At 58.0% G+C, this 26,669-nt stretch carries 24 protein-coding genes and 1 pseudogene; 21 read left to right on the plus strand and 4 right to left on the minus strand.

All coding sequences use genetic code 11. The features are described 5' to 3' along the window. Window positions 1-6 precede the first annotated feature (6 nt). Window positions 7-429, plus strand: a complete 423-nt coding sequence (locus GVN17_RS09840; protein ID WP_166595058.1) for a hypothetical protein — start codon at window positions 7-9, stop codon at window positions 427-429. A gap of 233 nt (window positions 430-662) precedes the next feature. Next, the gene (locus tag GVN17_RS09845; protein WP_166595059.1) at window positions 663-1,979 is read left to right on the plus strand and encodes an OprD family porin; all 1,317 of its coding nucleotides are present in this window, start codon (window positions 663-665) and stop codon (window positions 1,977-1,979) included. Between the two features lie 47 nt (window positions 1,980-2,026). Here the strand turns inward: GVN17_RS09845 and GVN17_RS09850 are convergent, their stop codons facing one another. Then, window positions 2,027-2,794, minus strand: a complete 768-nt coding sequence (locus GVN17_RS09850) for a helix-turn-helix transcriptional regulator (protein ID WP_166595060.1) — start codon at window positions 2,792-2,794, stop codon at window positions 2,027-2,029. Window positions 2,795-3,182: 388 nt separating this feature from the next. Here GVN17_RS09850 and panB point away from each other — a divergent pair, with 388 nt between their 5' ends. The 7 genes from panB (at window position 3,183) to GVN17_RS09885 (ending at window position 8,972) form a co-directional block, all read left to right on the plus strand. Then, window positions 3,183-4,007: a 3-methyl-2-oxobutanoate hydroxymethyltransferase gene (gene panB, locus GVN17_RS09855; protein ID WP_166595061.1), complete on the plus strand. Its 825-nt coding sequence runs from the start codon at window positions 3,183-3,185 to the stop codon at window positions 4,005-4,007. A gap of 44 nt (window positions 4,008-4,051) precedes the next feature. Next, window positions 4,052-4,798, plus strand: a complete 747-nt coding sequence (locus GVN17_RS09860) for a 2OG-Fe(II) oxygenase (RefSeq protein ID WP_256665166.1) — start codon at window positions 4,052-4,054, stop codon at window positions 4,796-4,798. A 211-nt stretch (window positions 4,799-5,009) separates the two neighbouring features. Continuing rightward, window positions 5,010-5,537, plus strand: coding sequence for a hypothetical protein (locus GVN17_RS09865; protein ID WP_166595062.1), 528 nt, complete (start codon window positions 5,010-5,012; stop codon window positions 5,535-5,537). 286 nt (window positions 5,538-5,823) lie between these two features. Beyond that, complete coding sequence (gene pcaH, locus GVN17_RS09870; protein WP_166595063.1) at window positions 5,824-6,543, plus strand: protocatechuate 3,4-dioxygenase subunit beta; 720 nt, start codon at window positions 5,824-5,826, stop codon at window positions 6,541-6,543. Between the two features lie 11 nt (window positions 6,544-6,554). Continuing rightward, window positions 6,555-7,157 carry a protocatechuate 3,4-dioxygenase subunit alpha gene (gene pcaG, locus GVN17_RS09875; protein ID WP_166595064.1) on the plus strand — a complete coding sequence of 201 codons (603 nt, stop codon included), beginning with the start codon at window positions 6,555-6,557 and terminating at the stop codon, window positions 7,155-7,157. 199 nt (window positions 7,158-7,356) lie between these two features. Then, window positions 7,357-7,881 carry a cupin domain-containing protein gene (locus tag GVN17_RS09880; protein ID WP_166595065.1) on the plus strand — a complete coding sequence of 175 codons (525 nt, stop codon included), beginning with the start codon at window positions 7,357-7,359 and terminating at the stop codon, window positions 7,879-7,881. A gap of 167 nt (window positions 7,882-8,048) precedes the next feature. Further along, the gene (locus GVN17_RS09885) at window positions 8,049-8,972 is read left to right on the plus strand and encodes a LysR substrate-binding domain-containing protein (RefSeq protein ID WP_166595066.1); all 924 of its coding nucleotides are present in this window, start codon (window positions 8,049-8,051) and stop codon (window positions 8,970-8,972) included. On the opposite strand, the gene GVN17_RS29935 is transcribed toward GVN17_RS09885, so the two are convergent. Both GVN17_RS29935 and GVN17_RS09895 read right to left on the minus strand, forming a co-directional pair. Continuing rightward, window positions 8,969-9,247 carry a cupin domain-containing protein gene (locus GVN17_RS29935; RefSeq protein WP_371928526.1) on the minus strand — a complete coding sequence of 93 codons (279 nt, stop codon included), beginning with the start codon at window positions 9,245-9,247 and terminating at the stop codon, window positions 8,969-8,971. The genes GVN17_RS09885 and GVN17_RS29935 overlap by 4 nt on opposite strands. A gap of 80 nt (window positions 9,248-9,327) precedes the next feature. Next, window positions 9,328-10,995: a BCCT family transporter gene (locus GVN17_RS09895; protein WP_166595068.1), complete on the minus strand. Its 1,668-nt coding sequence runs from the start codon at window positions 10,993-10,995 to the stop codon at window positions 9,328-9,330. A gap of 296 nt (window positions 10,996-11,291) precedes the next feature. Between GVN17_RS09895 and GVN17_RS09900 the strand changes: the two genes are divergently transcribed. From GVN17_RS09900 to GVN17_RS09940, 10 genes and pseudogenes are all read left to right on the plus strand, one after another. Next, complete coding sequence (locus tag GVN17_RS09900; RefSeq protein WP_178115714.1) at window positions 11,292-12,473, plus strand: aromatic ring-hydroxylating dioxygenase subunit alpha; 1,182 nt, start codon at window positions 11,292-11,294, stop codon at window positions 12,471-12,473. Between the two features lie 11 nt (window positions 12,474-12,484). Next, window positions 12,485-13,927, plus strand: coding sequence for an aldehyde dehydrogenase family protein (locus GVN17_RS09905; RefSeq protein ID WP_371928527.1), 1,443 nt, complete (start codon window positions 12,485-12,487; stop codon window positions 13,925-13,927). A gap of 11 nt (window positions 13,928-13,938) precedes the next feature. Beyond that, a pseudogene (locus tag GVN17_RS29940) lies at window positions 13,939-14,100 on the plus strand (rubredoxin); the annotation flags it as partial. Then, the gene (locus tag GVN17_RS09910; protein WP_371928528.1) at window positions 14,089-15,321 is read left to right on the plus strand and encodes an FAD-dependent oxidoreductase; all 1,233 of its coding nucleotides are present in this window, start codon (window positions 14,089-14,091) and stop codon (window positions 15,319-15,321) included. The pseudogene GVN17_RS29940 and the gene GVN17_RS09910, both read left to right, overlap by 12 nt. Before the next feature lie 10 nt (window positions 15,322-15,331). Next, window positions 15,332-16,660 (plus strand): FAD-binding oxidoreductase, encoded by a 1,329-nt coding sequence (locus tag GVN17_RS09915; protein WP_166595070.1) that lies wholly within the window; start codon window positions 15,332-15,334, stop codon window positions 16,658-16,660. Next, window positions 16,657-17,031: an ethanolamine utilization protein EutQ gene (locus GVN17_RS09920; protein WP_166595071.1), complete on the plus strand. Its 375-nt coding sequence runs from the start codon at window positions 16,657-16,659 to the stop codon at window positions 17,029-17,031. Before GVN17_RS09915 ends, GVN17_RS09920 begins: the two co-directional genes overlap by 4 nt. A 682-nt stretch (window positions 17,032-17,713) precedes the next feature. Next, complete coding sequence (locus GVN17_RS09925; RefSeq protein ID WP_166595072.1) at window positions 17,714-19,930, plus strand: TonB-dependent siderophore receptor; 2,217 nt, start codon at window positions 17,714-17,716, stop codon at window positions 19,928-19,930. Window positions 19,931-20,426: 496 nt separating this feature from the next. Continuing rightward, the gene (gene rbsK, locus GVN17_RS09930) at window positions 20,427-21,365 is read left to right on the plus strand and encodes a ribokinase (protein ID WP_166595073.1); all 939 of its coding nucleotides are present in this window, start codon (window positions 20,427-20,429) and stop codon (window positions 21,363-21,365) included. A gap of 78 nt (window positions 21,366-21,443) precedes the next feature. Further along, complete coding sequence (fucP, locus tag GVN17_RS09935; RefSeq protein ID WP_166595074.1) at window positions 21,444-22,775, plus strand: L-fucose:H+ symporter permease; 1,332 nt, start codon at window positions 21,444-21,446, stop codon at window positions 22,773-22,775. Beyond that, window positions 22,772-23,911 (plus strand): aldose 1-epimerase family protein, encoded by a 1,140-nt coding sequence (locus GVN17_RS09940; RefSeq protein WP_166595075.1) that lies wholly within the window; start codon window positions 22,772-22,774, stop codon window positions 23,909-23,911. Before fucP ends, GVN17_RS09940 begins: the two co-directional genes overlap by 4 nt. Here GVN17_RS09940 and deoR read toward each other — a convergent pair. Then, a complete protein-coding gene (deoR, locus tag GVN17_RS09945; protein WP_166595076.1) occupies window positions 23,841-24,605 on the minus strand; it encodes a DNA-binding transcriptional repressor DeoR in 765 nt (254 codons plus the stop codon). The two genes, GVN17_RS09940 and deoR, sit on opposite strands and share 71 nt — an antisense overlap. Window positions 24,606-24,742: 137 nt before the next feature. Between deoR and deoC the strand changes: the two genes are divergently transcribed. Continuing rightward, on the plus strand, window positions 24,743-25,423 hold the full coding sequence (gene deoC / locus GVN17_RS09950; protein WP_166595077.1) for a deoxyribose-phosphate aldolase: 681 nt from the start codon (window positions 24,743-24,745) through the stop codon (window positions 25,421-25,423). Between the two features lie 287 nt (window positions 25,424-25,710). Continuing rightward, a complete protein-coding gene (locus GVN17_RS09955) occupies window positions 25,711-26,664 on the plus strand; it encodes an alpha/beta hydrolase (protein ID WP_166595078.1) in 954 nt (317 codons plus the stop codon). The last annotated feature ends 5 nt before the right edge of the window (window positions 26,665-26,669 follow it).

Here is a 26,669-nt window from a genome sequence, read left to right on the forward strand (position 1 = left end):
ACGACGATGTCTCGCATTTTGCATTGTGCCCGGCATTGCTCCCCTGCGGAGCAATGTCTGCTGAAAGGGATGCGCGCAGTCTGCGATGCCACCGAAGGGCTCAACGTTGCAGCGGCGAACTTTTTCAAGCTGGGTTTGAATGCCGAGCTTGCGGAGAGTTTTATTCGGCTCATTCAGCAAATTCGACAGGATCGCCCCCGTTTCGAATTACTCCAATCTTCCTCCCCGTTCATCAGCCCTGATGAGCTTAGCTTGTTGGCGGTTCTGGCACTGGAGTCGAAATCCATACCACGGCGAGCGGATGAGGGGCCCGATTTTCAACCGGACATCGCACGTCATTTAGAAAAGTGCGGAAAGATTATTGCTGTCAGCAATATAGTGCTGAAGGCACGCCCGTTGCGTAAGCGTCTCCTCCTCAAGGTCTCCTGAGCGTCGGCCAGGTTTCCATGCCCACCCCGGTCTCTAGACAGCAAATTGTTGCGGTTTTTGTCATAGATAATATCAGTCCGTTTACTGTTTGAAGTGTGCCGAACTCGTTATCTTTAGTTCGGACTCGTCTGCGTTGACGAACAGGTATTCGTTTTTTACGAACCGCACAGTCCTCCCTATAAAAATTATTTGCCAATGCCTTGGGCGAAGGTGTTCGCCTTTCTGGAGCACATATGAAAAATTCATCGCGGGTGGCGTTGGTGGTCACACTCGGCTGTATTCAACACAGCTATGCATCGGGTTTTATCGAGGACAGTAAAGCGAGCCTTGATCTTCGAAATTTTTACTTTAATCAGGACACCCGGAATCAGAAGGCGCCTACAGACCAAGAGTGGGGGCAAGCGTTTATGCTCAACTACCAGTCCGGCTTTACTGAGGGGTTGGTCGGCGTGGGGCTTGATCTGCAAATGCTGTATGGGGTTCGGCTTGATGCGTCTGGGCGTGCGGGTAAAGCGGGTGAAAGTAATACGCCCGGTAGTGTATTTCCCTTGGACGACGGTAAGGCCGCTAACGACTTCAGCAAACCGGGAGCTACCGCCAAGTTTCGCATTTCGCAGACCCAACTGAAGGTCGGCACGTTAACACCGAAAATTCCCGTCCTGGTTTACGAGGATGGGCGATTGCTGCCCGAGACCTTCCGCGGCTGGCAGGTCGACTCGAAGGAACTGGATAAATTCAACTTCATGGCGGGGCGCATCGAACAAGTGCTGGACCGGAACTCCACAAACGGTCAAGGCATGTCGATTGCGGGTGCCAACGACCCTGTAAAAGGAAAATTCAGTAACCAGTTTTATTACACCGGCGTCGACTACAACCCCACTAAAAACCTACAGCTCCAGTACTACTACGGCAGCCTGGAAGATTTTTATCAGCAGCACTTTTTGGGGCTGATCCATAACTGGCAGCTTCCCGTGGGGACGCTCAAGACCGATCTCCGGTATTTCTACAGTACGTCTGACGGAAAGAATGGCAGCCAGTCGGGACGAAACGAGGGTTACGTCAGCGCGGGCTACTACGGTAATGGGGTCAACGTCGGAAAAGTTGACAACAAACTATGGAGTGGTCTGTTTACCTATAGCCTTCAAGGCCATTCGTTGAGCCTCGGGTATCAGAAAACCACTGGCGAAAGTGACTTTCCCCATATCAACCAGGGGCAAGGTCGTTCTGTGTATTTGATTACCAACTCTCAGTCGCTGAAGTTTGTCAATGCTGGGGAGGAGGCGACGGTCGGCACGTACGCCTATGATTTTTCGGCGATTGGTCTGACGGGGCTGAAGTCGAGTGTGACCTACATCAGCGGTCGGCATATCGATACGCCCACTCAAAGTAACAAAGAGTGGGAACGAGATATGAGGATCGATTACGTCGTGCCTTCGGGGACGTTCAAGGGGCTTGGCCTGATGTGGAGAGGGGCGGTGTTCCGGGGTAACGACAGCGCTGACAAGGATGAAACACGTCTGATGGTGAGCTACAGCATCCCGCTCATGTGAGGTCAGTGTTCGATCCAGAAAGACCCCGTTCGGGGTCTTTTTGTGTTTCAGGTCCTGGCGAAATATTTTGTAGGGCTACAGCCAAACACCGATCGAAATACCGCAATGAAACTGCTGGAGCTTTCATACCCGATCGCTGCGGCTGTACTGGTTACGGACTCACCGGCCGCCAGATTTTCCAGCGCTACCATCAAGCGCAGCCGCAAGCGCCACGCACCAAAACCCATGCCCGTTTCAGTTGAAAACAGTCGCTCCAAGGTTCGCGGGCTGGCGCCGACGTGACGGGCGATATCTTTCAGAGGTCTCGTGTCGTTCGGGTTTTTCTTGATCAGATTAGCGGCCTTGACCGCTCGCTTGTCGACAGGCTCAGGAAGAAAAAACGCTTCCTGTTCGAGAAGCGCCAAATGATCAAGCAACACAGTGCCCAATCTAAACTCTCGGGTGTCGCCTTCGTACGATGCCGGTAATTGAGCGCACGCCAGTATCAACTCGCGGACCAGGTTTGAGATGTTTAAAACGGAACACCGTTTCCAGTCGGGTATCCCAGGAGTGTCCTCTCGAACATAGACAGCCCTTAAAGAGATCGGGCGGGAGTGTTTGAACGTGTGTGAGATGCCTGCCGGAATCCAGAGCGCGCGGTGCGGCGGCAATACCCAGATGCCTTGGGGCGTCTCGACGGTCATGGAACCGTTGACGGCATACATGACCTGCGCGTGATGATCGTGCCTGTGTTCGGCTTCGAATCCTGGGGGGTATTCGCGTTCGACCCCTTGCACGGGAGCATCGCCGAAGACGGGCAGCGGAAATATGGACATGGCGCGATCGCACTATTCAGGATCTTCCTGTCAGTATCGTGCCATCCATTTGCAGTGTAAATCCGGCGCTGCGCTTTTTGTTGCAGCGCGAACGAAGTGAATGTCTGGACAGCACGGCCGATCAGAGCCGGGAGCCGCTACCTCGTGGGACGTGGCGGGATCGGACAAGTATTTGACTTGATTCCGAGAGTCTCGCCGAGGCTGGATCGCCATACTCCTGCCACCTGTTGGCGAAAACCGAAACGCTCCAGAAGGGTTTGATTTCGGGTGTACGTCAGCCAAAAGCCCGCGCCACACATCAGGCCCACGTCATAGGCGCGGGTAGCCCCGACGCACACCGTCGCTTGCCTTGTAGCGACGCTCCCACTTCCAGGATGCTCGACCTTATATGTCCGCCCAACGAGAGTTTAAAAGAATAACGGTGCCCGATATCGTCCGGCGCAAAGGTCAGGAAAAGATTGTCTGCCTGACCGCTTACACAGCACCGATCGCTGAATTACTCGACCCCATGGTTGATTTGCTGTTGGTGGGTGATTCGGTCGGGATGGTCATTCATGGGTTGCCCAGCACGTTGGGTGTCTCCGTGGAGATGATGATCATGCATGGCCAAGCCGTGATGAGGGGGGCGTCGCGGGCTTTGGTGGTCGTCGATTTGCCGTTCGGAAGCTACGAGCGGAACACCGAGCAGGCTTATGACACCGCTGTTCGCATCATGCAGGAGACCGGTTGTCAGGCGGTCAAGCTGGAGTCCAATCCCGGTTGTGCCCGTACCGTGGAATTTCTGACTGGCAGGGGCATCCCGGTCATGGGGCATGTCGGCCTGACGCCGCAGTCTGTCAACCTTGATGGGGGCTTCAAGACCAAAGGGCGCTCAGCAGTTGAGCGAGCGCGAATTGTGAAAGAGGCAGAGGAGATAGCCAATGCCGGTGCTTTCGCGGTAGTCGTTGAAGGCGTTTTTGAAGACGTTGCCGAGGAGGTGACGCGGACGTTATCAATCCCCACGATTGGCATCGGCGCGTCCTCCTCCTGTGATGGGCAAATCCTGGTCGTCGACGACATGCTTGGCTTATTCGAAAGAGTACCGAGGTTTGTTCGTCGCTACGGTGCTATACGGGAACACATCGAAGCGGCGGTAAAACGGTATTCACAAGACGTTAAGGACAGCGTGTTTCCAAGCGGCAATGAATGTTACCAGTGTGAGAGCCAAGGTTGAGTTGCCGGGTGCGCTGTGCTGCTGGTGTCCTTTGAGGCGCAGTCTTGAATAACTGTCTGATCACAACAGGTTCTGCGTCGTTCCTGTTCGAAGTTCCGGATTTCACTACGTCCCGGCAGGCCAGCTCCACAAGGGCAAAGCGGGATATCAACGACGTTTACGAAGAGCTGGACCGTCGAGGGTGGGCGACACTTCCGGGCGTTATGGCCGAGCCGGAAATTGACCAGCTTTTATCAGCCTTTCAGGGGGGCGCCAAGAGGGGGAGCGAGGAGCAACTGCGCGCGCTGAGCCCTTGCGAGCAATGTCTGACTGGCCCGCTTCCTGAACCTTTGGAAAGCTGGGGGCGAGCGCTGCGTTCAGCTTTAACCCCGATTGCACACCGCTGGAAATCCGATGTTGGCCATTCACGCCTGTTCTCATCGAGCGCCAGTGTGAAGAGTGTTTGCGACCCCCCGGCGTTGCACGCGCGATTAACGTATTTATTCGCCGATCAAATGCAGGCGCTCGGACATGACGCTGCGCGGGGTGAAGCCTTTCCCATCCAAATGGTGGTCCTGCTTTCTGAACCAGACCGAGATTTTGTTGGAGGTGAGTTCGTGATCGCAGACCAACGCCCTCGCATGCATTCGAGGCCGATGGTGATTCCTCTCAACAAAGGGGACGCTGCCCTGATTGCGGCATCCCAGAGGCCAGTGAAGGGACGGAGCGGTGTTTGCCACATGACGCTGCGACACGGCGTGAGCCGAGTACGATCAGGCAGCCGTATAGGGTTGGAACTGTTTCTTGGATAAGCGCTTGTGTCCTGGCTAGCGCCCCTGAATCGAAGGCGGTGTGGGCATCTGCTCATTGAGCACATTCGCTGTAGATGTTGGCGGTTTTGCGATGCCAGCCTTGGTGGGCCTTGGCTGATGATCTGTTCCAGTGTGGAACGCTGGCGTTCGCCTTCCTGCAAGAGATTGCCCCATTCATCCCTGTCGAAGTCATGAGTGATCTGACGCCATCATGCACAAACCTCACAAAACGCTTCGGCTCGTCGCTGATCATTTCAAACAAGTCGGTGTTTCTATAGCGTCCAGCCCCTCTCGGGTTTGGGATGAGCTGGAACAGGTGTCAGCGTCGGGCGATCTGCCTGCCTTCGGCCATCAAGGCTACTGTGATCAGCAAAAACGCTTTGGCGCGGTCCGGCACTACCACGGCCGACTGATTTATGTGGTTTCCGGTGAGTTGCATGCAGAACTGGCCGCAGAGGTCATCCGTGTGAGATCGAAATCCGCGTTTTGGATACCGCCTTTGGTTCGGCATGAACTAAGCGTCAGCGCTGGAACGAAGTTTTACACGGTGTACGTTCATGTGTTGCTTGTGTCTCATCTGCCTCCGAGGTGTTGGCGTTTCGGGGCGTCTCGTTTATTGGAGCAGGTCGCGCACACACTTTCCAATACGCCGCTGGGCTCCAGCGTGACCAAACAAAATAAGCTGCTCGCTGCGGTGTTGATCGACGAAATCAATAACGGTCGGCTCACCGGTATCTAGTCCGCGGGTATTCGAAAGGTTTCGATTGGCCCCCGTTCAAGCTGTTCCTCCCACTTATAACTTCGTCACTGTGCGCAGATAAAGAGTGTGGCTGTTTTCAATTTAAAGGAACGTCCTGGTCCCATTGAATAAGCGATCGTTATGACGGCGCGGTTTCATAATCATTTGGTTATGAATATCGTCGTTAATTTCAGTTTTAGCAGGGGGGAGGGCGGAGGAAACTGAATCATCGCCTGCTGATGCATGAAACAGGCGCGACCTCCAATAATGACAGCAGGAGACTGGCATGTCTGACGCATCCAACAGTCGTTTCGCCATTCGCGATCGTAATTGGCACCCTAAAGCGCTGAACCCCAACTATAAGACCTCGATCCTGCGTTCGCCGCGCCAGGCGTTGGTCGGCATCCCTCAATCGGTATCTGAAACCACCGGTCCGGACTTTTCCCACCTGCAAATGGGTCGTCACGACAGTGATCTGCTACTGAATTTCAACAACGGTGGCCTCCCCATCGGCGAGCGCATCATCCTTGCCGGGCGGGTCACTGATCAGTATGGCAAGCCCGTTGCACATACCTTGGTGGAGATGTGGCAGGCCAATGCGGGCGGACGCTACCGCCACTACAAAGACACCTATTTTGCGCCACTGGACCCGAACTTCGGCGGCGTTGGTCGCTGCCTCACTGACCGAGACGGCAATTACATCTTCCGGACCATCAAGCCCGGCCCGTATCCCTGGCGAAACGGCCCTAATGACTGGCGCCCTGCGCATATTCATTTTTCCATCAGCGGTCCGTCGATCTCCGCCAAGCTGATCACCCAGATGTATTTCGAGGGCGACCCGCTGATCCCGATGTGCCCGGTCGTCAAGTCCATCGCTGACCCGGACGCCGTGCAGAGCCTGATCGCTCGATTCGACCTGAGCATGGCCAATCCAATGGATTGCCTGGCTTACCGCTTTGATATCGTCCTGCGCGGTCAGCGCAAGACTCACTTCGAAAACGCTTGAGGAAGGCTGTCATGCCCGTTCAACTTCTGCCGGAAACTCCGTCCCAGACCGCTGGTCCTTACGTGCACATTGGCCTCGCGCTGGAAGCCGCAGGTAACCCGGCCCGAGAGCAGGAAATCTGGAATGAAATGGCCAAACCCGGCGCCCCCGGTGAACACATCCTGCTGCTTGGACACGTCTATGACGGCAACGGCCACCTGATTCGCGATTCGTTTCTGGAGTTCTGGCAGGCCAATGCCGACGGGGAATACGACACCGACTACGACCTCGATAAGTCCTTTAACAGCTTTGGCCGCAGTGCCACGGCTGACGAGGGCGAATGGGTGATCAAGACCGTCAAACCAGGCGTGGTACGCAACGCTGCGGGCGTCCCGATGGCGCCCCACGTCAACGTGTCGCTCTTCGCCCGTGGCATCAACATTCATTTACAGACACGCCTCTATTTCAACGATGAAGATCAAAGCAATGCGGTTGACCCCGTACTGAACCTGATTGAGCAACCTGCTCGCAGGCAAACGCTGGTGGCCCAACGTTGCATGGTGGAGGGCAACGTTGCCTATCGTTTCGACATCCGGGTGCAGGGCGCAGACGAAACCGTCTTCTTCGACTTTTGACCTGACATTTTGCCCCGCAGGCCATGCTGCAAATCTGACTCAGACACGGAACTGCCGAAGCGTTATCTGGGCACGTTTGCAGGATATTTTGGCGGATTAGCGATGCCCGGGTTTAACCCAATTAGCTGATGATCCGAATCGGTAATCCGTCATGCCTCGGTCGATAACCCTGCGCGGTTAATAAACGAAGAAATACACTATGAGCGAAAAGTATCAGGCCTTGAGGCTTGTCAGTAATAACGGCCAGTCCCCAGGCGTGCCGAGTAGCCCGTTGTGGAATCGCATGGAAGATATGTCCGCTGCTGGGCATTTACCGGCGTTTGGGCATCAGTACTATTGCGATGACCCTAAACGTTTCGCAAAAACCCGGCATTACCACGGCCGGCTCATTTATGTCCTGTCAGGTGAGCTGAACGTTGATTTGAACCTGGAGTCGTTATGTGTGGAAGCAAAGTCAGCGATATGGATCCCTGCTTGGCTGTCTCATGGGCTGCGCGTCAGTGAAAAGACCATGTTCAATGCTGTCTATGTGCATACGCTACTCATGGGTTACCTGCCCGTTTCGGCCCGCAGGTTTGGGGCATCTCCCTTGCTCGAGCAGATCACAAACGCATTGGCAGAGGTTCCGATGGGGGCAAAGATCACAAAACGTTCACGACTCCTGGCCGCCGTTATGATCGATGAAATACATGCGTCAGAGATAACGGTGGGTGGGTCCGTCTAGCTGTCAGGGCTTGCCGACTCTTTTTGTTTTTTGGAGATGACTTATTCATTGAGTGTTTAACCTGCCAAGGGGTACCATCTCGACACTTCTTATGCTGCGCAGCACATTCAGGCGCTGCCCCCCGCGTCGACCCCTTCGTACAACAATAACCACACGTGAAAAGCCTGATGAAACTGCACCCGTTGCCCCCTCTCAATAGCCTTGTCGCGTTTGAGGCCTCCGCGCGGCACCTGAGCTTCACCCTTGCTGCCCGTGAACTGAATGTCACCCAGGGAGCGGTAAGCCGCCAGATTCGCCTGCTTGAGGAGTATCTCGGTAAGCCGCTTTTTAGCCGGACGACCCGGGAGATCGTGCTGACGACGACAGGGCGAGACTATTGTGAGGTCGTGCGCGAGTCGCTTCAAAAGGTTGCACATGCGACCGCAGGTGTTCGTCACTGGCAGGGGACCGAACAGGTCACCGTTGTCACCAGTACCGCCATGGCGTCACTCTGGTTGCTGCCGAGAGTGTCTGTTTTCAAGAACCTGAACGACGAAATCGACTTGCGCATCATTGCGACCGACGCCATGCATGAGTTTTCCCGGCTTGACTGTGATCTGGCCCTCTATTACTGCCGCTCTCAGCCCAGCAATGCCAAGGTTACCCCGTTGTTTGCTGAAGAGATCTTTCCTGTCTGCAGTCCTGCTTACCTGGCTCGTCATCCCCAATTGGCCAATCCGCAGCAGCTTGGAGAAGCCACTTGGTTGTGGCTGGAGGATCCTCAGAGTGACTGGATTGGATGGCACGAGTGGTTTCACAAGAGTGGCCTAAAGGCGACTGAACCTCGCAACCGGATCAACATCAACAGTTACTCCATGCTGATCCAGTCGGCGTTGGCCGGCCAGGGCGTGGCGCTGGCCTGGTCTAATCTCGTGGATGATCATTTGTCGAACGGCACACTGGTGCGCCCCGTTGACATGGTGCTGCGTACCGATGCTCGTTTCTGTCTGTTGGAACCGGCTGGACGCTCGGCCAATCGCCAGAGCGTCAACCGTTTCAGGCAGTGGCTGCTTACCCAGATCAGCGATTCTCAACTCGCTGCTGTCAGCTAGGACAGTAGCTCAGCCGCAGCGGATTCGATGACGAGCATCACGCACCCCGAAGGGGAGTGGAGGTGGTGCTCCGAGTCCGACGCATAGACCAGGCTTGAGCCTGCCTTGAAGCAACTCCCATCGCTGTCCTGAACCTCCCCCTCCCAGATGACAATCAGCTCCTCGCCTCTGTGGCGATGGGGTGGCGACTGGCTTCCGGGTGCCATCTTCATCCAGTATCCATGCCAGGTGTGAGCGTTCGCCAACTCGGCATATTCCAATCCTGGCAGCGGCATGTCCCCTATGATCAGCGGCTGCCAGACCAGGCTGGACAGGTCAGCCTGGTCTCGATCACTCGAAAGGGGAAACCTGGAGCTCACGCCATTTCCCGGTGGGTGGGTTGAGTCAACAGCTGTCCGGTTTCAGGTCGAAGCGATACGTCGTTGATCGCGGGTCGCATCATCAGGGTCTGGACCGGCCAGACCGTATCCTCTCGTAAGCTACGCAACAGGCTGTAGGCCGTCACGAGCAGGAAGAGGGCGATGGGAAGCCCGATCACGATGCTCGCCAATTGAATAGCCGCCAGTCCCCCAGCTAACAAAAGACCGCCAGCAATCGCCCCTTCAAGGAAACACCAGAGCACGCGTATCCAGTTAGGCGGGTTGATGCTGCCCACCGAATTGAGCATACACAGCACTTGAGTGCCCGCATCCGCGGTCGTCACAAAGTGCACCGCCAAAAGAAGGCAAACCAGCACACACAACATTCCGCCTATCGTCGGCCCGTCAAGGCGCTCAAGCAGCGTGAACATGGCTGACGTTGTTTCTTTCTGCGTGGCTTGCAGAATGACACCGCCTTGAAACGGTGCGGTTGCGTTGTCCTGCGAGCTGACCTGCTGAGCGCTGGCGATACGGGCGTTCTGCTCATCCTTCAGCGCAGAACCACCGAACACTGACATCCACAGGATGGTGACCAGTGTTGGTACCAGCAGCGCGCCAATGATCAGTTCCCGGATTGTGCGGCCGCGGGAAATGCGCGCGATGAACAGTCCTACGAACGGGCCCCAGGTCATCCACCACGGCCAGTAGAAGGCCGTCCAGCTTTTTTGCCAGGACGAGTTAGCCTGTGTATCCGTCCAGAAGCTCAAGCCGACCAAATGCTGGAGATAGTCGCCAGTAGATTCGAACAGGAAATTCATGACATAGCGGGTTGGGCCCAGTGCCAGAACCACCAGCATCAAACCGAACGACATCCACATGTTCAAGATCGACAAACGCTTCATCCCTCGTGAAACACCCGCCACGAGAGACACTGCGGCGATGAGGCTCACCAGCGCGATGATGCCCAGTTGCAGGCCCATGCTGACGGGAATTTGAAACACCTGATTGAGGCCGGTGTTGATTTGTACCACGCCCAACCCCAGCGATTGAGACACGCCAAACGCCGTGATGCAGACACCCATGATGTCCACTGCGTGTCCAATCGGCCCGTAGATTCGCTGACCGATCAGTGGGTAGAGAACCGAGCGAAGCGCCAGTGGCAGGCCTTTGCAGTAGGCGAAATAAGCAAGCCCGAGCCCAATGGTCGTGAAGATAGCCCACGGATGCAGGCCCCAATGGAACAGCGTCAGGCGCATGGCAGTGGTGGCGGACTCATCCGTCAGCCCTTTGCTAAACGGGTTTGACGAGTAGTGCAGCACGGGTTCGGCCACGGACCAGAAGATCAGGCCGATCCCCATCCCTGCACTGAAGAGCATCGAGATCCAGGCAGGGAAGCTGAATTCGGGTTTGTCTCCTTCACGCCCGAGCTTGAGCGTGCCGTAGCGGCTGACAGCGATGAGGATCAATGCGCCCAACAGGCCGCTTACTAACGCAAGATAAAACCATTTGAAGTTGTCGAGGATTGCATCCGATGCAATTTTGAAAGCGTGAGCGGCCTGATCTCCAAGCGTCGCGCACAGCACGACGAACGCAAGAACAATAGCCACGGAAACGATCGTTACGGTTGGATTGAGGCCTTTGAACAGGCCACTTTTGGCACGCATTGGGATTCTCCCCTTTTTGTTTTAGTACGCCATCGTATGACGCCGATACGCGACTGGGATTGATAGCGCCGCCAATTTGCGCGAGGCCGAAGCGCTCAACAAACTATTTAAACTCATCGACTTATGAGATTTACGCATGCGAGAGAGGGCAGATAAGACAAAAAATAATTAATGATAATTTCTCATTAATAGCGTTGAAAAAATCGTTTGTGACGCGGGGCGTGAAATCGGAAGAATTCGCCGGGCCAAGGCCTGACCCTGACGGCCTCGAACAAGCGATTTTGGAGATAACAATAATGGGCACCGCGAATCTCATCCCCGTGCAAAGTCTGGAAACCGTGCTTTCTCCTATCGAGCAAGCTCATGGTTTGACCAACCCTTTCTATACCGATCAACGTTACTTCGAGCTTGATCGTGACCATGTGCTGGGCCGCAACTGGGCATGCATAGGCTTTGCATCCGACCTGCCGAGGAACGCCTACGTGAAGCCGGTTGATTTCATGGGCCTGCCTTTGCTCATGATGCGTAACCGCGAAGGGACAGTTCAGGTCTTCCACAACGTGTGCAGTCACCGCGGGGTCAAGTTGGTGCAGGCTGCAGGCGAAGTGCAGGGCGTTATCCGATGCCCGTACCACTCCTGGACGTACGACCTGAACGGCGCTCTGCGAGGCACCCCGCATGTGGGGGGTATTAACCAGCACAAAGATGACCGCTTCGCTTGCGAGAAGCACGGCCTGAAGGCACTGCGCAGCGAAATCTGGATGGACATGGTCTTCGTCAACCTGTCGGGTGATGCACCGGATTTGCAGGAGTCCCTGGCACCGCTGACAGAACGCTGGGCTCAATTCCTGGGTGCTGACGGGATGGGGCTGATGCGCCGCGAATCGAACAGCGGCGCCATGGCCATCGAGGTCAAGTGCAACTGGAAACTGGCAGTGGAGAACTACTGTGAGGCGTACCATCTGCCGTGGGTACATCCGAGCCTGAACACGTATTCTCGCCTCGAAGACCATTACAACATCATGTTTGATCAGTTCGCCGGACAAGGCAGCTATGCCTACAACCTGTCCGATGTTGCGGGCACCCATCTTCCGACATTCCCGTCGTGGCCTGCGGATCGCATGCGCAACGCCGAGTACGTCGCGTTCTTCCCCAACGTCCTGCTGGGCATCCAGGCCGACCACGCGTTCGCCATGATGCTGGAACCTATCGAGCCAGGAAAAACCGTTGAGCATCTGCGCCTGTTCTACGTCGGCGATCAAGCGCTCGATGCGAAATACGAAGCTGCCCGCAAGGCGGTCATGGACTCGTGGCGTGTGGTGTTTGCTGAAGACATTGCTTCGGTTGAAGGCATGCAGATGGGGCGCAGCTCGCCAGGTTACAACGGCGGCGCTTTCTCCCCTGAAATGGATCTTCCAACCCATTACTTTCACAAGTGGACGGCTCGGCAATTGCTCGATACCGCCAAGCAAGGTTGAGCCAGGAGAACATGATGAATTCCAGACACTGGCTTAATTACATTGATGGGCAATGGGTCGACAGCGAGCAACGATTGACCATCCTTGCACCTGCGACCAACCAGCCCGTTGCGACCATCGCCCAAGCCAGCGAGGCCGATGCCGAGCGAGCCCTAAATGCTGCTCGCCGCTGTGCCGACAGCGGCGAACTCACCCATGCGCGTCCGGCGCATCGCGTGGCGTGGTTGCTCAGGATTGCGGAAGAAATCCGCGCCATCGCCGATGAGGGTGCTCGTATCTTGTGCGCGGAAAATGGCAAGACGCTGCGCGATGCAAAAGGCGAGTTCGATGAAGCGGCCCGCTATTTCGAATATTACGCGGGCATGGCCGACAAGATCGAAGGCACGTCGATCCCGTTGGGCAACGGGTACATGGACTTCACTCTGTACGACCCAATGGGTGTCTCGCTGCAGATCGTGCCGTGGAATTTTCCTGTCTCGATTTGTGCGCGCTCGCTGGCTCCGGCACTCGCCGCCGGCAACGCCGTAATCGTCAAATCCCCAGAGCTTTCGCCCCTCGGGTTGTGCGTGCTGGTAGAAGCCATCGAACGTGCGGGCACGCCGCCAGGGGCTGTGAATCTCCTGTGTGGACGTGGTCGAGAAGTCGGGGCGTATATGGCGTCCAGTAACAAAGTCGATCAGATCGTGTTCACGGGATCGGTACCCACAGGCCAAACCATCCTGCGATCGGCCGCCGAGAACGCCGTGCCGTGCGTGATGGAGTTGGGGGGCAAGTCAGCGGCTTTGGTATTCCCGGATGCTGACCGCGAGCAACTCCTGACCAGCGTTCGCGATGGCATTTTCTTCAACGCCGGGCAGGTCTGCTCTGCCTTGTCGCGAGTCCTCATCCATCGCTCGATCTACGATGAAATCGTGAATTCGATCGTTGAAATGGTGGACGGCTTCAGCATCGGTGCCGGGGAAGAGAACCCCGTCATCACTCCCGTGATCTCTGCGGGGCAGCTCACCGGGATCGACGTGCTTTGCCACTCGGCTCAGGAGGAGGGCGCAGTGGTCGCCACTGGAGGCGAGCGCCTGTCAGGCATGGCAGGGAACTTCATGGCGCCCACCGTTTTTCGGGACGTTACTCCCGAGATGAGCATCGCTCAAATTGAGGTGTTCGGCCCAGTGCTGGCAGCCATTGCTTTTGACACGGAAGAAGAAGCCATCGCCATTGCCAACGGCACAGAGTTTGGACTGGTGGCAGGCGTCTTCACTCAGGATCTCAACCGAGCCTTGCGTTGTTCCCGGCGTCTGCGTGCTGGCCAGGTCTTCGTGAACGAGTGGTACGCCGGCGGGATCGAGACGCCTTTTGGGGGGGTTGGGCTTTCCGGTTACGGACGCGAAAAAGGGCAAGAAGCGTTGTACAGCTACGTGCGCACCAAGAACCTCGCTATTCGCATCAAGGGGGAGTGATGAGCGTCGCACTGAAAAAGTGGCTCTGCATCGTGTGTGGATGGATCTACGACGAAGCACTGGGCTGGCCGGACGATGGGATCGCCCCCGGTACGCGTTGGGAGGACATCCCGGATGATTGGCTGTGCCCTGAATGCAAAGTCGGGAAAGCTGATTTTGAAATGATCGAAATCAGCGAGGTGGTCATAGCGGTCGCTCAAACGACACTCCTCAAAACGCCGGAAACACCCGTCCCACCTGCGCAACCCGTCGTCATCATTGGCAGCGGCTACGCCGGTTATGGCTTGGCTCAGGCACTTCGCAAAGCCGATCCAGCCATCGAGATCAGGGTTCTGACTCAAGAGGACGGGCACAATTACTCTAAGCCGGCACTCTCTATCGCCCTTGCGCAAGGGCGGGAGCCCTCATCGCTGGCCACGGAGAGTCCGATAGCCATCGAAGAGCGGCTAGGCATACGTGTCTACCCGCACTGTCGTGTTGAGCGCATCGATACCGACTCCCGCCGACTGTTCACCAACCTGGGTGAAATGGTTTACGGGCAACTCATTCTGGCCAGTGGCGCGTCGCCGGTGAGGGTGCCAGTCGAAGGCGCGAGTGAGGCCCTGATCAGCGTCAACAACCTGCATGACTACCATGGGTTTCGGGCGCGTCTTGCCGGGGTGAAGCGGGTCGCCATTCTGGGAGACGGGCTTATCGGTTGTGAGTTCGCCAACGACCTGGCCGCCAGCGGATATGAAGTTCAGGTGATCGGATTGGGCGCCTGGCCAATGGAGCGCTTGCTGCCCAGGCCAGTCGGCGTCCAGCTTCAGGATGCTCTGTCCAACCTGGGTGTTCGGTGGCACTTGGGTACGACACTGCAACGTGTCGCGCCCCGTGCATCCGGTTTCGAGCTGACCCTCGCGAATGGCGAAAACCTTGAAACGGATATCGTGTTGTCAGCTATCGGCCTGCGCCCGAATCTGGAGCTCGCTCGTGCGGCAGGAATCAAATGCGACAGAGGCATCCTGACCGACGCCTACCTGCAAACGTCCCAGCCGGGCGTGTATGCGTTGGGCGATTGCATTGAAGTCAACGGGCAGTTGCTGCCGTACCTCGCTCCGATCAATCAAGGTATCCAGGCGCTCGTGAAGACAATCACAGGCACCCCGACAACCGTGAGCTACCCCTTGATGCCCGTCATGGTGAAAACGCCCGCTGCGCCGCTCAGCCTGCTGATTCCATCTCCGGGGACTGCGGGCCAATGGCGCTGTGATGCAACCGAGGATGGGTTGAGTGCGGCGTTTCACGATGAGGCGGGGGCCGTACGAGGGTTCGTCCTCCTGGGGCGTCAGGCGCAGGGTCACCGATCCACTTGGCTGCAACGTTGCCAAGACACACAACAGAGCGTGGCTTGAGGGCCGACAAATGAACAGTATTGTCAAACTGCCGCACGACGACAGCACCTGCGGTTGGTACGAAGCCTTGCCTCCACCGGCTGCGAGCCATCGCCTCCAGGGCCAACAATCCGCAGATCATGTTGTCATCGGTGCAGGCTTCGCAGGGCTCAGCGCGGCACGGCGGTTAGCCGAACATCTGCCTGACGCACGGATCCTGTTGGTGGATGCTCAGCGTGTGGGCTATGGCGCGTCTGGGCGCAACTCCGGTTTCGTGATCGACCTGCCTCATAAATTCGCGCTGGAACATCCGGACCCCCAGCATAAACAACGGCTGCTCGGCCTTAATCGCTCTGCAATCGCCCAGCTTGAGTCTTTGATCAATCAGCACGGGATTCAGTGCCAGTGGTCCCATGCCGGGAAGTATCAAGGCGCGGTAGGTGACCGGGGCTTGGCTTACCTTGATCACTTCCAGGGTTTGCTCGACAACCTGGGCGAAACCTACAACGTGGTGGAACGCCGAGAGCTTGCTTCAGTACTGGGGACCGAGCACTACAGTCGAGCGATCTTCACACCTGGCTGCTATCTCATGCAGCCTGCCGCCTTGGTTCGTGGCCTTAGATATTCGCTTCCGGCAAACGTCGAGGTGCTTGAGGAGTCACCGATCAGAGGGCTTGAGCGTGACGCTTCCGGTCTGTGGGTTCTGAACGGTGATAACGGGGCGATTCGGACGCCGAGCGTTCTGTTGAGCACGAGCATTTTCACCCAAGAGTTTGGGTACCTGCGTAACCGGTTGTTGCCCGTCATGACATTTGCCAGCTGGACGCGACCGTTGACCGATGAGGAAATGGCCTCTGTGGGTATCCAGCCGGACTGGGGCCTGACGCCCGCCGATCATGCAGGTACCACGGTGCGCATGACTCAAGACCGGCGGTTGATCATCCGCAACACGTACAAACATGTGCCTCGGTACGGGCGCAGCGTGAGCGGGGGCACGCGGGACAAGATTCGTGAAGACCACCGCAAGGCGTTCCTTGACCGTTACCCGACATTGTCGCGTGTCCCGTTCACCCATACGTGGGGAGGCACCTACGCGATCTCTCGGAACTTCACGAACTTTTTCGGCAAAGTGAACGAGGGGGTTCACGTCACCGCCTGCGACAACGGCGTGGGTGCCGCATGGGGAACCGTGTCTGGCCGATTGCTGGCAGACAAGGTGCTGGGTGCCGACTCCCAGCAGCTCCAGGACATTCAGGCCGTTACCGGAATGCCGTCGCTGAACCCTCCGGAGCCGTTTCTGGGGTTGGGGGTGCGGACGCGCATTCGCTGGGCCGCCTGGAACAGCAGGAGTGAGTTGTGACGAGCCAACGTTGTACCGGCAAAGGCCCGGTCGTTCTGGTCGACCACCGTGACCTGACGTTTAGTCATCGCGGTGGCCCACCGGGAGGTGCCAGCGTCGCACGGGCTCTCACTAACGAGGTCTCACCGAACATGGGGGTTGGCTTCGCACGGTGGGAGGGCGCAGAGGTGTCGTGGACACTTTTGTACGACGAAGTCATCTTTGTGATTGAGGGCCGTTTCGAGCTGTCCGCAAACGGGGTGGCGTACTCAGTCGAGCCGGGTCAGGTGCTCTGGATTCCGGATGGCACCGAGGTGACCTACGCAGGTCATGCGTTGTTCGGTTACGTGGTGTATCCCGGGAACTGGAAAGAGCGGCAGCTCGGAAACTAGAGAGTCATTGCGCTGAGATGTCGTGATCGGCTCGCGGCATTTCAGCTCACTGAATACGTAGTTTTCTCATTGGCCTTGAACCCGAGGCAGTGATACCTTTCGCCGCCATGGACGGGACCCGCTCTTATCTCAGATATCTAGCTCCAGCCTTGCTGATCCTCGTGCTGCTTAACGGCATGGCATGCAGCATCGGGCACGGGCAGATGTTGCAGAAGATGTTTGCGCCGAGTGTGCCGTCCCCCTCAAGCCAGGCAATGGTGACCGGGCACGCCATGGGGATGGATCACTCCCATCACCACATGGACAAGCCAGCTGCCAATCAGGACATGCCGCCAATGCCAGGCATGGACTCTCCCTTCAGCGACTGCTTTTTTGCCGCGTCACTGCCGCTGGGCCTTATTCTGTTCGCGGTGTTAGGGTGGCTACTTCGGCGCCGGCCTATGCGGCCAATTGCGCGTCGCCTGACGCTACACACCCATCCCGCAGCGTTATTACTGAGCCTACAGCCCCGCGCACCTTGAGTGCAGCCTGTTCTCTTTAGCCCCATCACGTTTGAACGCTTGGCCTTGAACAGAGCCGAGTGCGCTTCTGTGCATGGTGCGTAGGGAAACTGCCGAGATCCTGAAGTGCTGGCCTAAGGGACCAGCGCCATTCGTTGCTGCCTACTCGAAAGAAATTGATCATGAACCGTACCCCCATTCGCAGGCCTCTGCGCCCGCTTCCTTGTGCCTTTTACCTGACGGCAATCTGCGCGCCAGGGCTTGCCTTGGCTTCAAATGCCCACGTAGAAAACGGGTCCGAGCTGACTCCGCTCACCCAGGCGAGAGAAGAACAAACCACGCCCCCCCATGCTCCAGCGGCGCCGAACTCGGCCTTGGCATCCCGGACGGTCGATCTCCCAAGTACCACCGTGTCTGATACGTCCATTTCGGGCTACGTCACTCCAACGTCAACCAACACCACCCGAACCGATACCCCTCTCAAGGAGTATCCGGCCTCCATTCAGGTCGTGCCCAATGAGCTGCTGAAGGACCGGGGCGTCACCCGCATCGACCAAGTGGCTGAAACAGTCAGCGGCGTGCATGCCGAGGCGAACTACGGCGGGAACGGCGCCACCTTCTTCAACATCCGAGGCTTTAGTGAAAGCAACGGCCTGCGCGATGGCTTTCGTAACTACGGCTATTACGCATTCCGCGACGTGCAGAACATCGATCAAGTCGAAATATTCAAAGGCCCCGCGGGTGCGTTGTACGGGGGGATCGGTGCGATTGGTGGCTACCTCAACACCGTCTCGAAAAAGCCGGAGTGGAATGATTTTGGTGAGGTGAGCGGCACTGCAGGTAGCCACGACCTGGCGCGATCCACCCTAGATGTGAACCGCGTGCTGAACGAAGACCTGAGCGTGCGTCTCAATGCGTCCGCCGAACATGATTCGACTTTCCGGGACGACACCCGCGACCACTCATGGTCCTTCGCGCCCGCGATCACCTGGGACAATCACGACGGCACGTCCTTGACGCTGCTGGGTGAGTACAACCACCTCAACAGAGACGGATTCGACTTCGGCGTTCCTGCAGTGGCCAACTATCGCGAATTGTCCAAAACCCGATATTACGGACTCAGCAGGAGGGCGTACGCGGGCATTGATGGCGACTACGGGAAGAACGATACCCTCTCTGAAACCCTGCTGTTCGAGCACTCACTATCCGACAACTGGAAGCTGCGGCTGGCAGGCCAATATGCTTATGCACGGCAGCGTTCGACCCAGTCATTCCCTAACAGCACCGCGACTGTGGGTAATCTGCTCGACTACTCCGTTTACAGCGATGCGGATGAGTCTTCTCGACAGTTCGGGACGCGTGCGGAGCTGGTGGGGGAGGTTTTTACAGGCGACATCAAACACCAATTGCTGATCGGTACCGACTACAGCGTCCAGAAGATCTCAAGCGCTGGCTCACAGATCTCCACGATGACGTTGGATCTGAGCAATCCGGATTACCTTTCAGGTTTGACACCCGCCGGTTCGCTGGATGGCCACGAATCGCAAGGGAAGGATTACGGTGCGTATGTACAAGACCTTATCGAGCTGACACCGACCATCAAACTCCAGGCCGCGTTACGTGCCGACCGATTCGTCAACCGCGCCAAGGAGTCAGGTGGTGACTCAGCCCAGGGACAGCAATCGACGCTGTCTCCGCGTTTGGGCATCGTTTGGCAGGCCACTGACAGCACGTCGTACTTCGCGGATTGGAGCCTCAGCCATTCACCGAATGTCGGTCACAGCGGCAGTAACGTCACCTATGAAGCTGAGGTTGTGGAGCAGTTTGAGGTGGGTCTCAAGCACGAGCTGATAAAAGACCGTCTCGACGCCAATCTGGCGGTGTTCAGTCTCGATCGTAACCATATCTTGACCACGGATCCGGATGATCCGTTGCTCCAAGTGCTGACGGGAAAACAGCGAAGTCAGGGCGTAGAGCTGGATATCACGGGCAACATCACTCCTCAATGGAAGACTGCTGCGAGTTACACCTACACCGTCGCGAAGGTGCGCAGCGATAGCAACTACCCAACGGGGGATGTCTTGAGCAATGCACCTCGCCACAGTGCCAGCCTGTGGACGGCCTACCGAATGAAGTCAGTGGAAGGCTTGCAGATTGGTGGCGGTGTTTATTATGTGGGCTCACGCGAAGCAACGCTGCCTAACACCTTCAAGCTCTCCAGTTACGTTCGAACTGATGCGATGGCCTCCTACAAGGTCGGCGCATGGACGACTCAAATGAACGTCTTCAACGTGTTCGACCGCAGGTACTACACCGGAGGTACTGCTGCGACGTTTGACTACACGCTGATGCCAAGTCCGCCAAGAACGATTCAGCTTTCTGAGACCTATCTGTTCTGATCGTCACGTGACATCGTCCAGCCCCCGTAGCCGATACCTTGCAGTCTGTTGCAACGAGGGCTGGCAATGGCTATGACAGAAGCTCCAACTCGTCGGCGAGTCGATATCGATGCATGTGTGTGGCAGCGATGGCGATGTGGTTGGTGAATATCGTTTTGCTGTATTGCCTGAAGGGAGATGCACTGCCAATCCCTGCTTCAGCCCACAGGTTATAGGGGGCCGTCATAGCAGCACCCGTGCAAACTCCTCTGAATCATCCAATCGCAAACGATTGCGACCACCGGCTGTCTGAATCCATCAGCAGCCTCAACCTCTCTAAATCCGGGCTTTCAACGGGTCAGGCAGCGATGCCTGGCCCGTTTTTGCGTGTGGTCGGTGAAAGCCCCACAAAATAGAGGTTGAATAGTCACAAAAAATGTTATTTAAATAACAAAAATAATATCGCGTCGGCGGTTCGGTTTTGCGATCCCTGCGCGTACACAAGGTAATGACACACATGAACAAGATCGCGGTCATCGGCAGCAACATGGTGGATTTGATCACCTACATCGACCGGATGCCGGCTCAGGGCGAAACCCTGGAAGCCCCGAATTTCGCCATGGGGTGCGGCGGCAAGGGTGCCAATCAAGCCGTCGCGGCCGCCAAGCTCGGCGCTGAGGTGCTGATGCTGACCAAGGTCGGCGACGACATGTTCGCCGACAACACCCTCGCCAATTTCCAGCGCCACGGTATCGACACCCAGTTCGTGCAGCGGGTGCCCGGCGTCTCCAGTGGCGTCGCGCCGATCTTCGTGCAGAGCGATTCCCACAACAGCATCCTCATCGTCAAAGGCGCCAATGCGCACCTCAAACCCGCTGACATCGACGCCGCTCAAGCTGCTTTGCGCGACTGCACGCTGATCGTCCTGCAGCTGGAAATCGAACTGGAAACGGTCTACCACGCCATCGATTTCGCCAAGGCCAACGGCATTCCTGTACTGCTCAACCCGGCGCCTGCGGTCAAGGGTCTGAGTCGTGAACACCTGCTGAAACTCGACTTTTTCATCCCCAACGAAAGCGAACTGGCCCTGATCACCGGGCAGGTCGTCGACTCCCTCGAATCCGCCCGCTCCGCTGCCTTGAAGCTGGTGCAGGACGGCATTCGCCACGTGATCGTGACCCTCGGCGAACAGGGCGCGCTGTACGTGGGCGAGGAGGGCGAGTTCCGTGTCGAGGGCCTGAAAGTCGACGCCCGCGACACCACTGGCGCAGGCGATGCCTTCATCGGCTGCTTCGCCCGGCACTGGAGCGAAGACGGCGACATGCGCCGGGCGATGACCCAGGCGGTGGCGTATTCCGCCTGCTCGGTCACGGGCCTCGGCACCCAGAGTTCTTACCCGGACGCTGCCACGTTCGGGCGTTTTCTCGACACCTGCTCTTCACAACATTCGCAGTAAGTCACTCATGAGCCGCCGCGCTTTGGCCGGTCACGCTGACGGCCCGGCGCGGCATCCCGCACTTCACGGAGAACAACAATGACAAAGCCCGCGCTCCAACAATCACCGGACGGGTTCTACCTGAACCGCACGCCCTGGTTCGCCTTTATCCTGCTGTGCTGCTGCTTCGCGCTCTGGGCCGCAGCGGCGAGCATGAACGACGTGCTGATCGCGCACTTCAAGAAGGCCTTTCTGCTCAGTGATTTCCAGACCGCTTTCGTGCAGTCGGCGTTCTACCTGGGCTACTTCTTCGTGGCGATTCCGGCGGCGATGGTCGTCCGGCATTTCAGCTACAAGACCACCATCCTGATCGGCCTGTTGCTGTACATGGTGGGCTGCTCGCTGTTCTTCCCGGCCGCCTCGATGGCCACTTACGGCATGTTCCTGCTGGCGCTGTTTGTCATCGCGGCGGGCCTGTCGTTCCTGGAGACGGCCTGTAACACCTACTCCACGCTGATGGGCCCTCGCGAAACCGGCACCCGTCGCCTGAATATCTCCCAGACCTTCCACCCGTTCGGCGCCATGGCCGGGGTGTACGTCGGCAGTTTCGTGATGTTCAAGGACACCGACGCCACCCGCGAACAACTGACCCAGATGAGCGCGTCCGACGCGGCGATTCAGCAGCTGCAAATGATCCAGTCCACGTTGCTGCCGTACAAATGGATGATCGCGGTGCTGATCCTGATGTTCGTGCTCATCGCTTTCACCAAATTCCCGGCGTGCAAGGGCAACGTCAAAGAGAACGTTAAAAAGAGCAGCATCGGCCAGAGCCTGTCCCGCCTGTGGCGCAACCCGCGTTTCACGTTTGGCGTGGTCGCGCAGTTTCTTTACGTTGGCGCGCAAGTGGGCGTGTGGAGCTTCACCATTCGCCTGGCCATGCAGATGGGCGGGATGAACGAGCGCAGCGCCTCGTGGTTCCTGCTGACCACCTTTGCGGCGTACTTCGTCGGCAAGATGATCGCCAACCTGCTGATGCGCAAACTGCACCCGGCCAAAGTCCTCGCGATCTACGGCGTGTTGACCATCGTCCTGCTGGCCTACACCATTCTGGTGCCGAACATCAGCGCCGTGTACGCGGCGGTGGGCGTGAGCATTTTCCTCGGCCCCTGCTGGCCGACCATTTACGGCCTGACCATTGATGGCCTGGGCGAAGACACCGGTGTCGGCGGTTCGCTGCTGGTGATGAGCATCGTCGGCGGCGGTGTGATGCCGATCTTCCAGGGCCTGCTGTCCGACGCGACGCACGGCAACATGCAGATCGCCTACAGCGTGCCGCTGCTGTGCTTCGTGGTCATCGTCGCGTACGCCATCAAATGCCTGCGTGACCCGAGCAGCGAAACGGCGCCGGTCGGTGCGGTGACCGCCTCATGAACACGACTGTCGCGCTGTTTCCCGAGCTGTTTACAGGGGATGAGAAGACCCTGCTGGAGTCCGCCGACTTCCGCGTGCTGGCCTGGACCTACCCCAGCGGCGTGAAGGCGCTGGCGCTGGAGAACAGCCGAGGCCGCGTCGTGGTGCTGCCGTATCAGGGGCAGATGATCTGGTCGGCGGTGTTCGACGGCTGTGATCTGACCATGCGCAACATGTTCGACCAGCCACGCCCGAGCCCGACGGTGATCGGCACTTATGGCTGCTTCATGTTTCACAGTGGCATGTTGCGCAACGGCTGCCCGACGCCACAGGACGACCATCCGCTGCACGGCGAAATGCCCTGCGCGCCGATGGACCGCGCCTGGCTGGAAGTGGGCACGGATGCGGCGGGCGCCTTTTTGCGCCTCGGCGGGGAGTACGAATACGTGATGGGCTTCGGCGATCACTACCGCGCCCGGCCCAGCGTGACCTTGCGTCCGGGCTCGGCGCTGTTCGACATCGGCATGGACGTGCAGAACCTCGCCGGCAAGGCGATGGAGCTGATGTACATGGCGCACATGAACTACGCGTATGTGGCGGACGGGCAGTTCGTCGAGCCGCTGGGTGTCGAGCGCACGCGGGTGCGCAGCAGCGTGCCCGCTCATGTGAAGCCGACCCCGGCGTGGACTTCGTACATGGCCGAACTGACCGACGAACCCTCGCGCTTGAACACGTTGAACACGCCTGAGCTCTACGACCCGGAGATTGTGTGTTTCTTCGATGGCGTGCAGACGGACGCAAAGGGCGACGCGCATTTCCTGCTCAAGCACCCGGACGGTCCGGCGTTCTACACCCGCTATCAACCGGCGCAGTTCGGCCGTGCGGCGCGCTGGATTTTGCACAACGCCGATCAGCAGGTGGCCGCGTTCGTGCTGCCTGCGACGTGCGAGCCGGAGGGGTATCTGGCGGAAAAGGCCAAGGGCAATGTGCGGGAATTGGGGGCGGGAGAGAGGGCGTCGTTCAGCGTGACGACGGGATATCTGGCGGCTGGGGAAGTGCGGCAGTTGGATCAATCTCGAGGACTGATCACACCACCAGTTGCGCCCCATATCCCTGAATCAGATCGCGATACAGCTTGGGCAGTTTCTTGTCGCTGACCACCACCTGGAAATGCTCCAGCGTGGCGAAATGCGCGGTGCGCACGGCGTCGAATTTGGAGTGGTCGGCCAGCAGCATGCAATGCCGCGCCTGGCGCAAGACCTTCTGCTTGACTTCAACCTCATTGAAGTTGAAGCAGGTCACGCCGAACTCGTCGCTGACCCCGGCAGCCGAAACGAACGCCCAGGTCAGGCGAATGCCGTCGAGGATGCTGGCTTCGCTGTGGTGCTCGAAGACCTGGTTCTTGCGGTGGAAACTGCCGCCGCACAGGACGATGTGGCAGTTGGGTTTTTGTTGCAGTTTGAGCAGTACGTTGAGGGAGTTGCACACGGCGGTGAACTCCAGCTCTTCGGGGATGAAGTCGATGACGAAGGGAATCGTCGTCCCGCAATCGAAAAACACCGTGTCGCCCGGTTTGATGAATGCGGCGGCCAGTTTGCCGATGCGGCGCTTTTCCTCGACGTGGCGTGTGCCTTGCTCGGTGACTTTGTAATCGCTGGCTTCCGATGGATCGAACGCCAGCGTGATGTGCCCGCCCAGCAGGTGGAATTTCTCCGGATGACGGCCCAGGTCGCGACGCAGGGTCATCTCCGAGACGTCCAGCAGCGCGGCCATTTCACGCAAGTGAATGGCCTTTTGGTCCTGCAGGGCTTGCTGAATCAGTTTGATACGGTCGGATTTCTTGTTGTCCACGGTGGTTCCGGCTGTCGATTATCGTGATATAAAAGTAACATAGTCTGTTATATTTCAAACATTGTGACGAGCAGGCAAACACTCCTCGCTTGCCGCTTTAAGCTTACCGCTAACCACTGCTTCTGAAGGAAGAGTCAATGAAGATCGAACCCGCCGCGCTCGCGCAGTATATCGACCACACCTTGCTGGCCGCCGATGCTTCCCGCGCGCAGATCGCCACCTTGTGCCGTGAAGCGCAGGAACATGGATTCTATTCGGTGTGCGTCAACTCTGGACAGGTGCCGTACGCGGCGTCGTTGCTGACCGGGCAGAAGGTCAAGGTCTGCGCCGTGGTCGGCTTTCCGCTGGGCGCTGGTTTGAGCGACACCAAGGCGTTCGAAGCGAAGCAGGCGATTGCTGCCGGTGCGGGCGAAATCGACATGGTGCTGAACGTCGGCGCGCTGAAGGACGGCTTGCTGGATGTCGTGCGGGATGACATCGCAGCGGTTAAAAATGCCTGCGGCGCGGTGCCGTTGAAAGTGATTCTGGAAACCTGCCTGCTGGACGACGCGCAAAAGACCGCCGCGTGCGAGATCTGCCGAGAGCTGGACGTGGCGTTCGTCAAAACCTCCACCGGCTTCAGCCGCAGCGGGGCGACGCTGGAAGACGTGGCCCTGATGCGCAAGGTGGTCGGTGCAGGCGTGGGCGTCAAAGCCTCCGGTGGCGTGCGGGATTATGCGACAGCGGTGGCGATGATCGAAGCGGGCGCGACGCGGCTGGGCACCAGTTCCGGCATTGCGATTGTCAGCGGCGCGCCTGCGTCGGGTTCGGGTTACTGATCGTTTAGTCAAACACCTATGCCTGTGGGAGCGAATGCCTGTGGGAGCGAATTCATTCGCGATGCGATGTTCGATGCGATACCTCTCTAGCGGATGCACGGCGTCTCGGCGGAATGCCGCCCAGAATGAATTCGCTCCCACCGTAGGCTCCCAAGGCTCCCACAGGGGAATGCCGGTGACCGAATGGGCGTTTTCTGCCCACCCCTTTCGGCAGAAGGCACTGACCCTTTGCCGCAATGAATGGCAAACTGCCGGAGGTCTCACTCGATCTCCGGAATCCATCGCTCATGCCGCAATTCTCCCTGGCGCATTTCAAGGCTCGCTGGTTCTTCTGGCTGTGCATGCTGTTGATTGTCGTCGGCCTGCCGGTCGGCTGCGCGGCGTTGCAGCACAAGGAGCGGGAGCTGGTGTTCATGATCGAACCCGGCACCGCCAGCTGGTATCACGGCATTCCTGCCGATGTGCAGGAGCTGGAACTCAAGGCGCCGTCGTTCGGCGTGTCGCAGAACATTCACGCGTGGTGGTGGCTGGCGGAGAAAAAAGACGCGCCTGCGATCCTTTATCTCCACGGCTCGCGCTGGAACCTCACCGGGCAATTTTTCCGCATCGAGCAACTGCACGCGCTGGGCTTTTCGGTGTTGGCCATCGACTATCGAGGCTTCGGCGAAAGCAAAGGGCAACTGCCGTCCGAAGCCTCAGTGTATGAAGACGCACGCATCGCGTGGGCGCGGTTGAAACAGCTGCAACCCGACCCCCGCAAACGCCTGATCTATGGGCACTCTCTCGGTGGTGCGGTGGCCGTGGACCTGGCCTCGGAGCTGGGGCGCGATGCGCAGAAGGGCGACGAACCGATTCAGGCGCGGGGGCTCATCATCGAGTCCACCTTCACCAACCTCGCGGACGTCGCGGCGTCTGTCGCGAGCACCCGCACGTCATTGCCGGTGCGCTGGCTGGTGTCGCAGAAATTCGATTCCATCGACAAAATCGCCGAGATCCACATGCCCCTGCTGATCGTGCACGGCGCGGCGGATCAGTTCGTCTCGCCGCGTTTCAGCGAGCAGTTGTTTCAGGCGGCACAGGAGCCGAAGAACCTGCTGATGGTGCCGGGCGGCAATCACAACAACAGCATGAACCTCGGGCGGCAGGCCTATGGTCAGGCGATTCAGACGCTGCTTAACGAACAAGCGCCGCCGGTGCATGCGTCCAACGATTCCGCAGCGCCAGCTAAACAGGCGGGGTGAGGGTG

The sequence above is a fragment of the Pseudomonas sp. SLFW genome, assembly GCF_009905615.1.
In the GTDB taxonomy this organism is placed as follows: domain Bacteria; phylum Pseudomonadota; class Gammaproteobacteria; order Pseudomonadales; family Pseudomonadaceae; genus Aquipseudomonas; species Aquipseudomonas bambusae.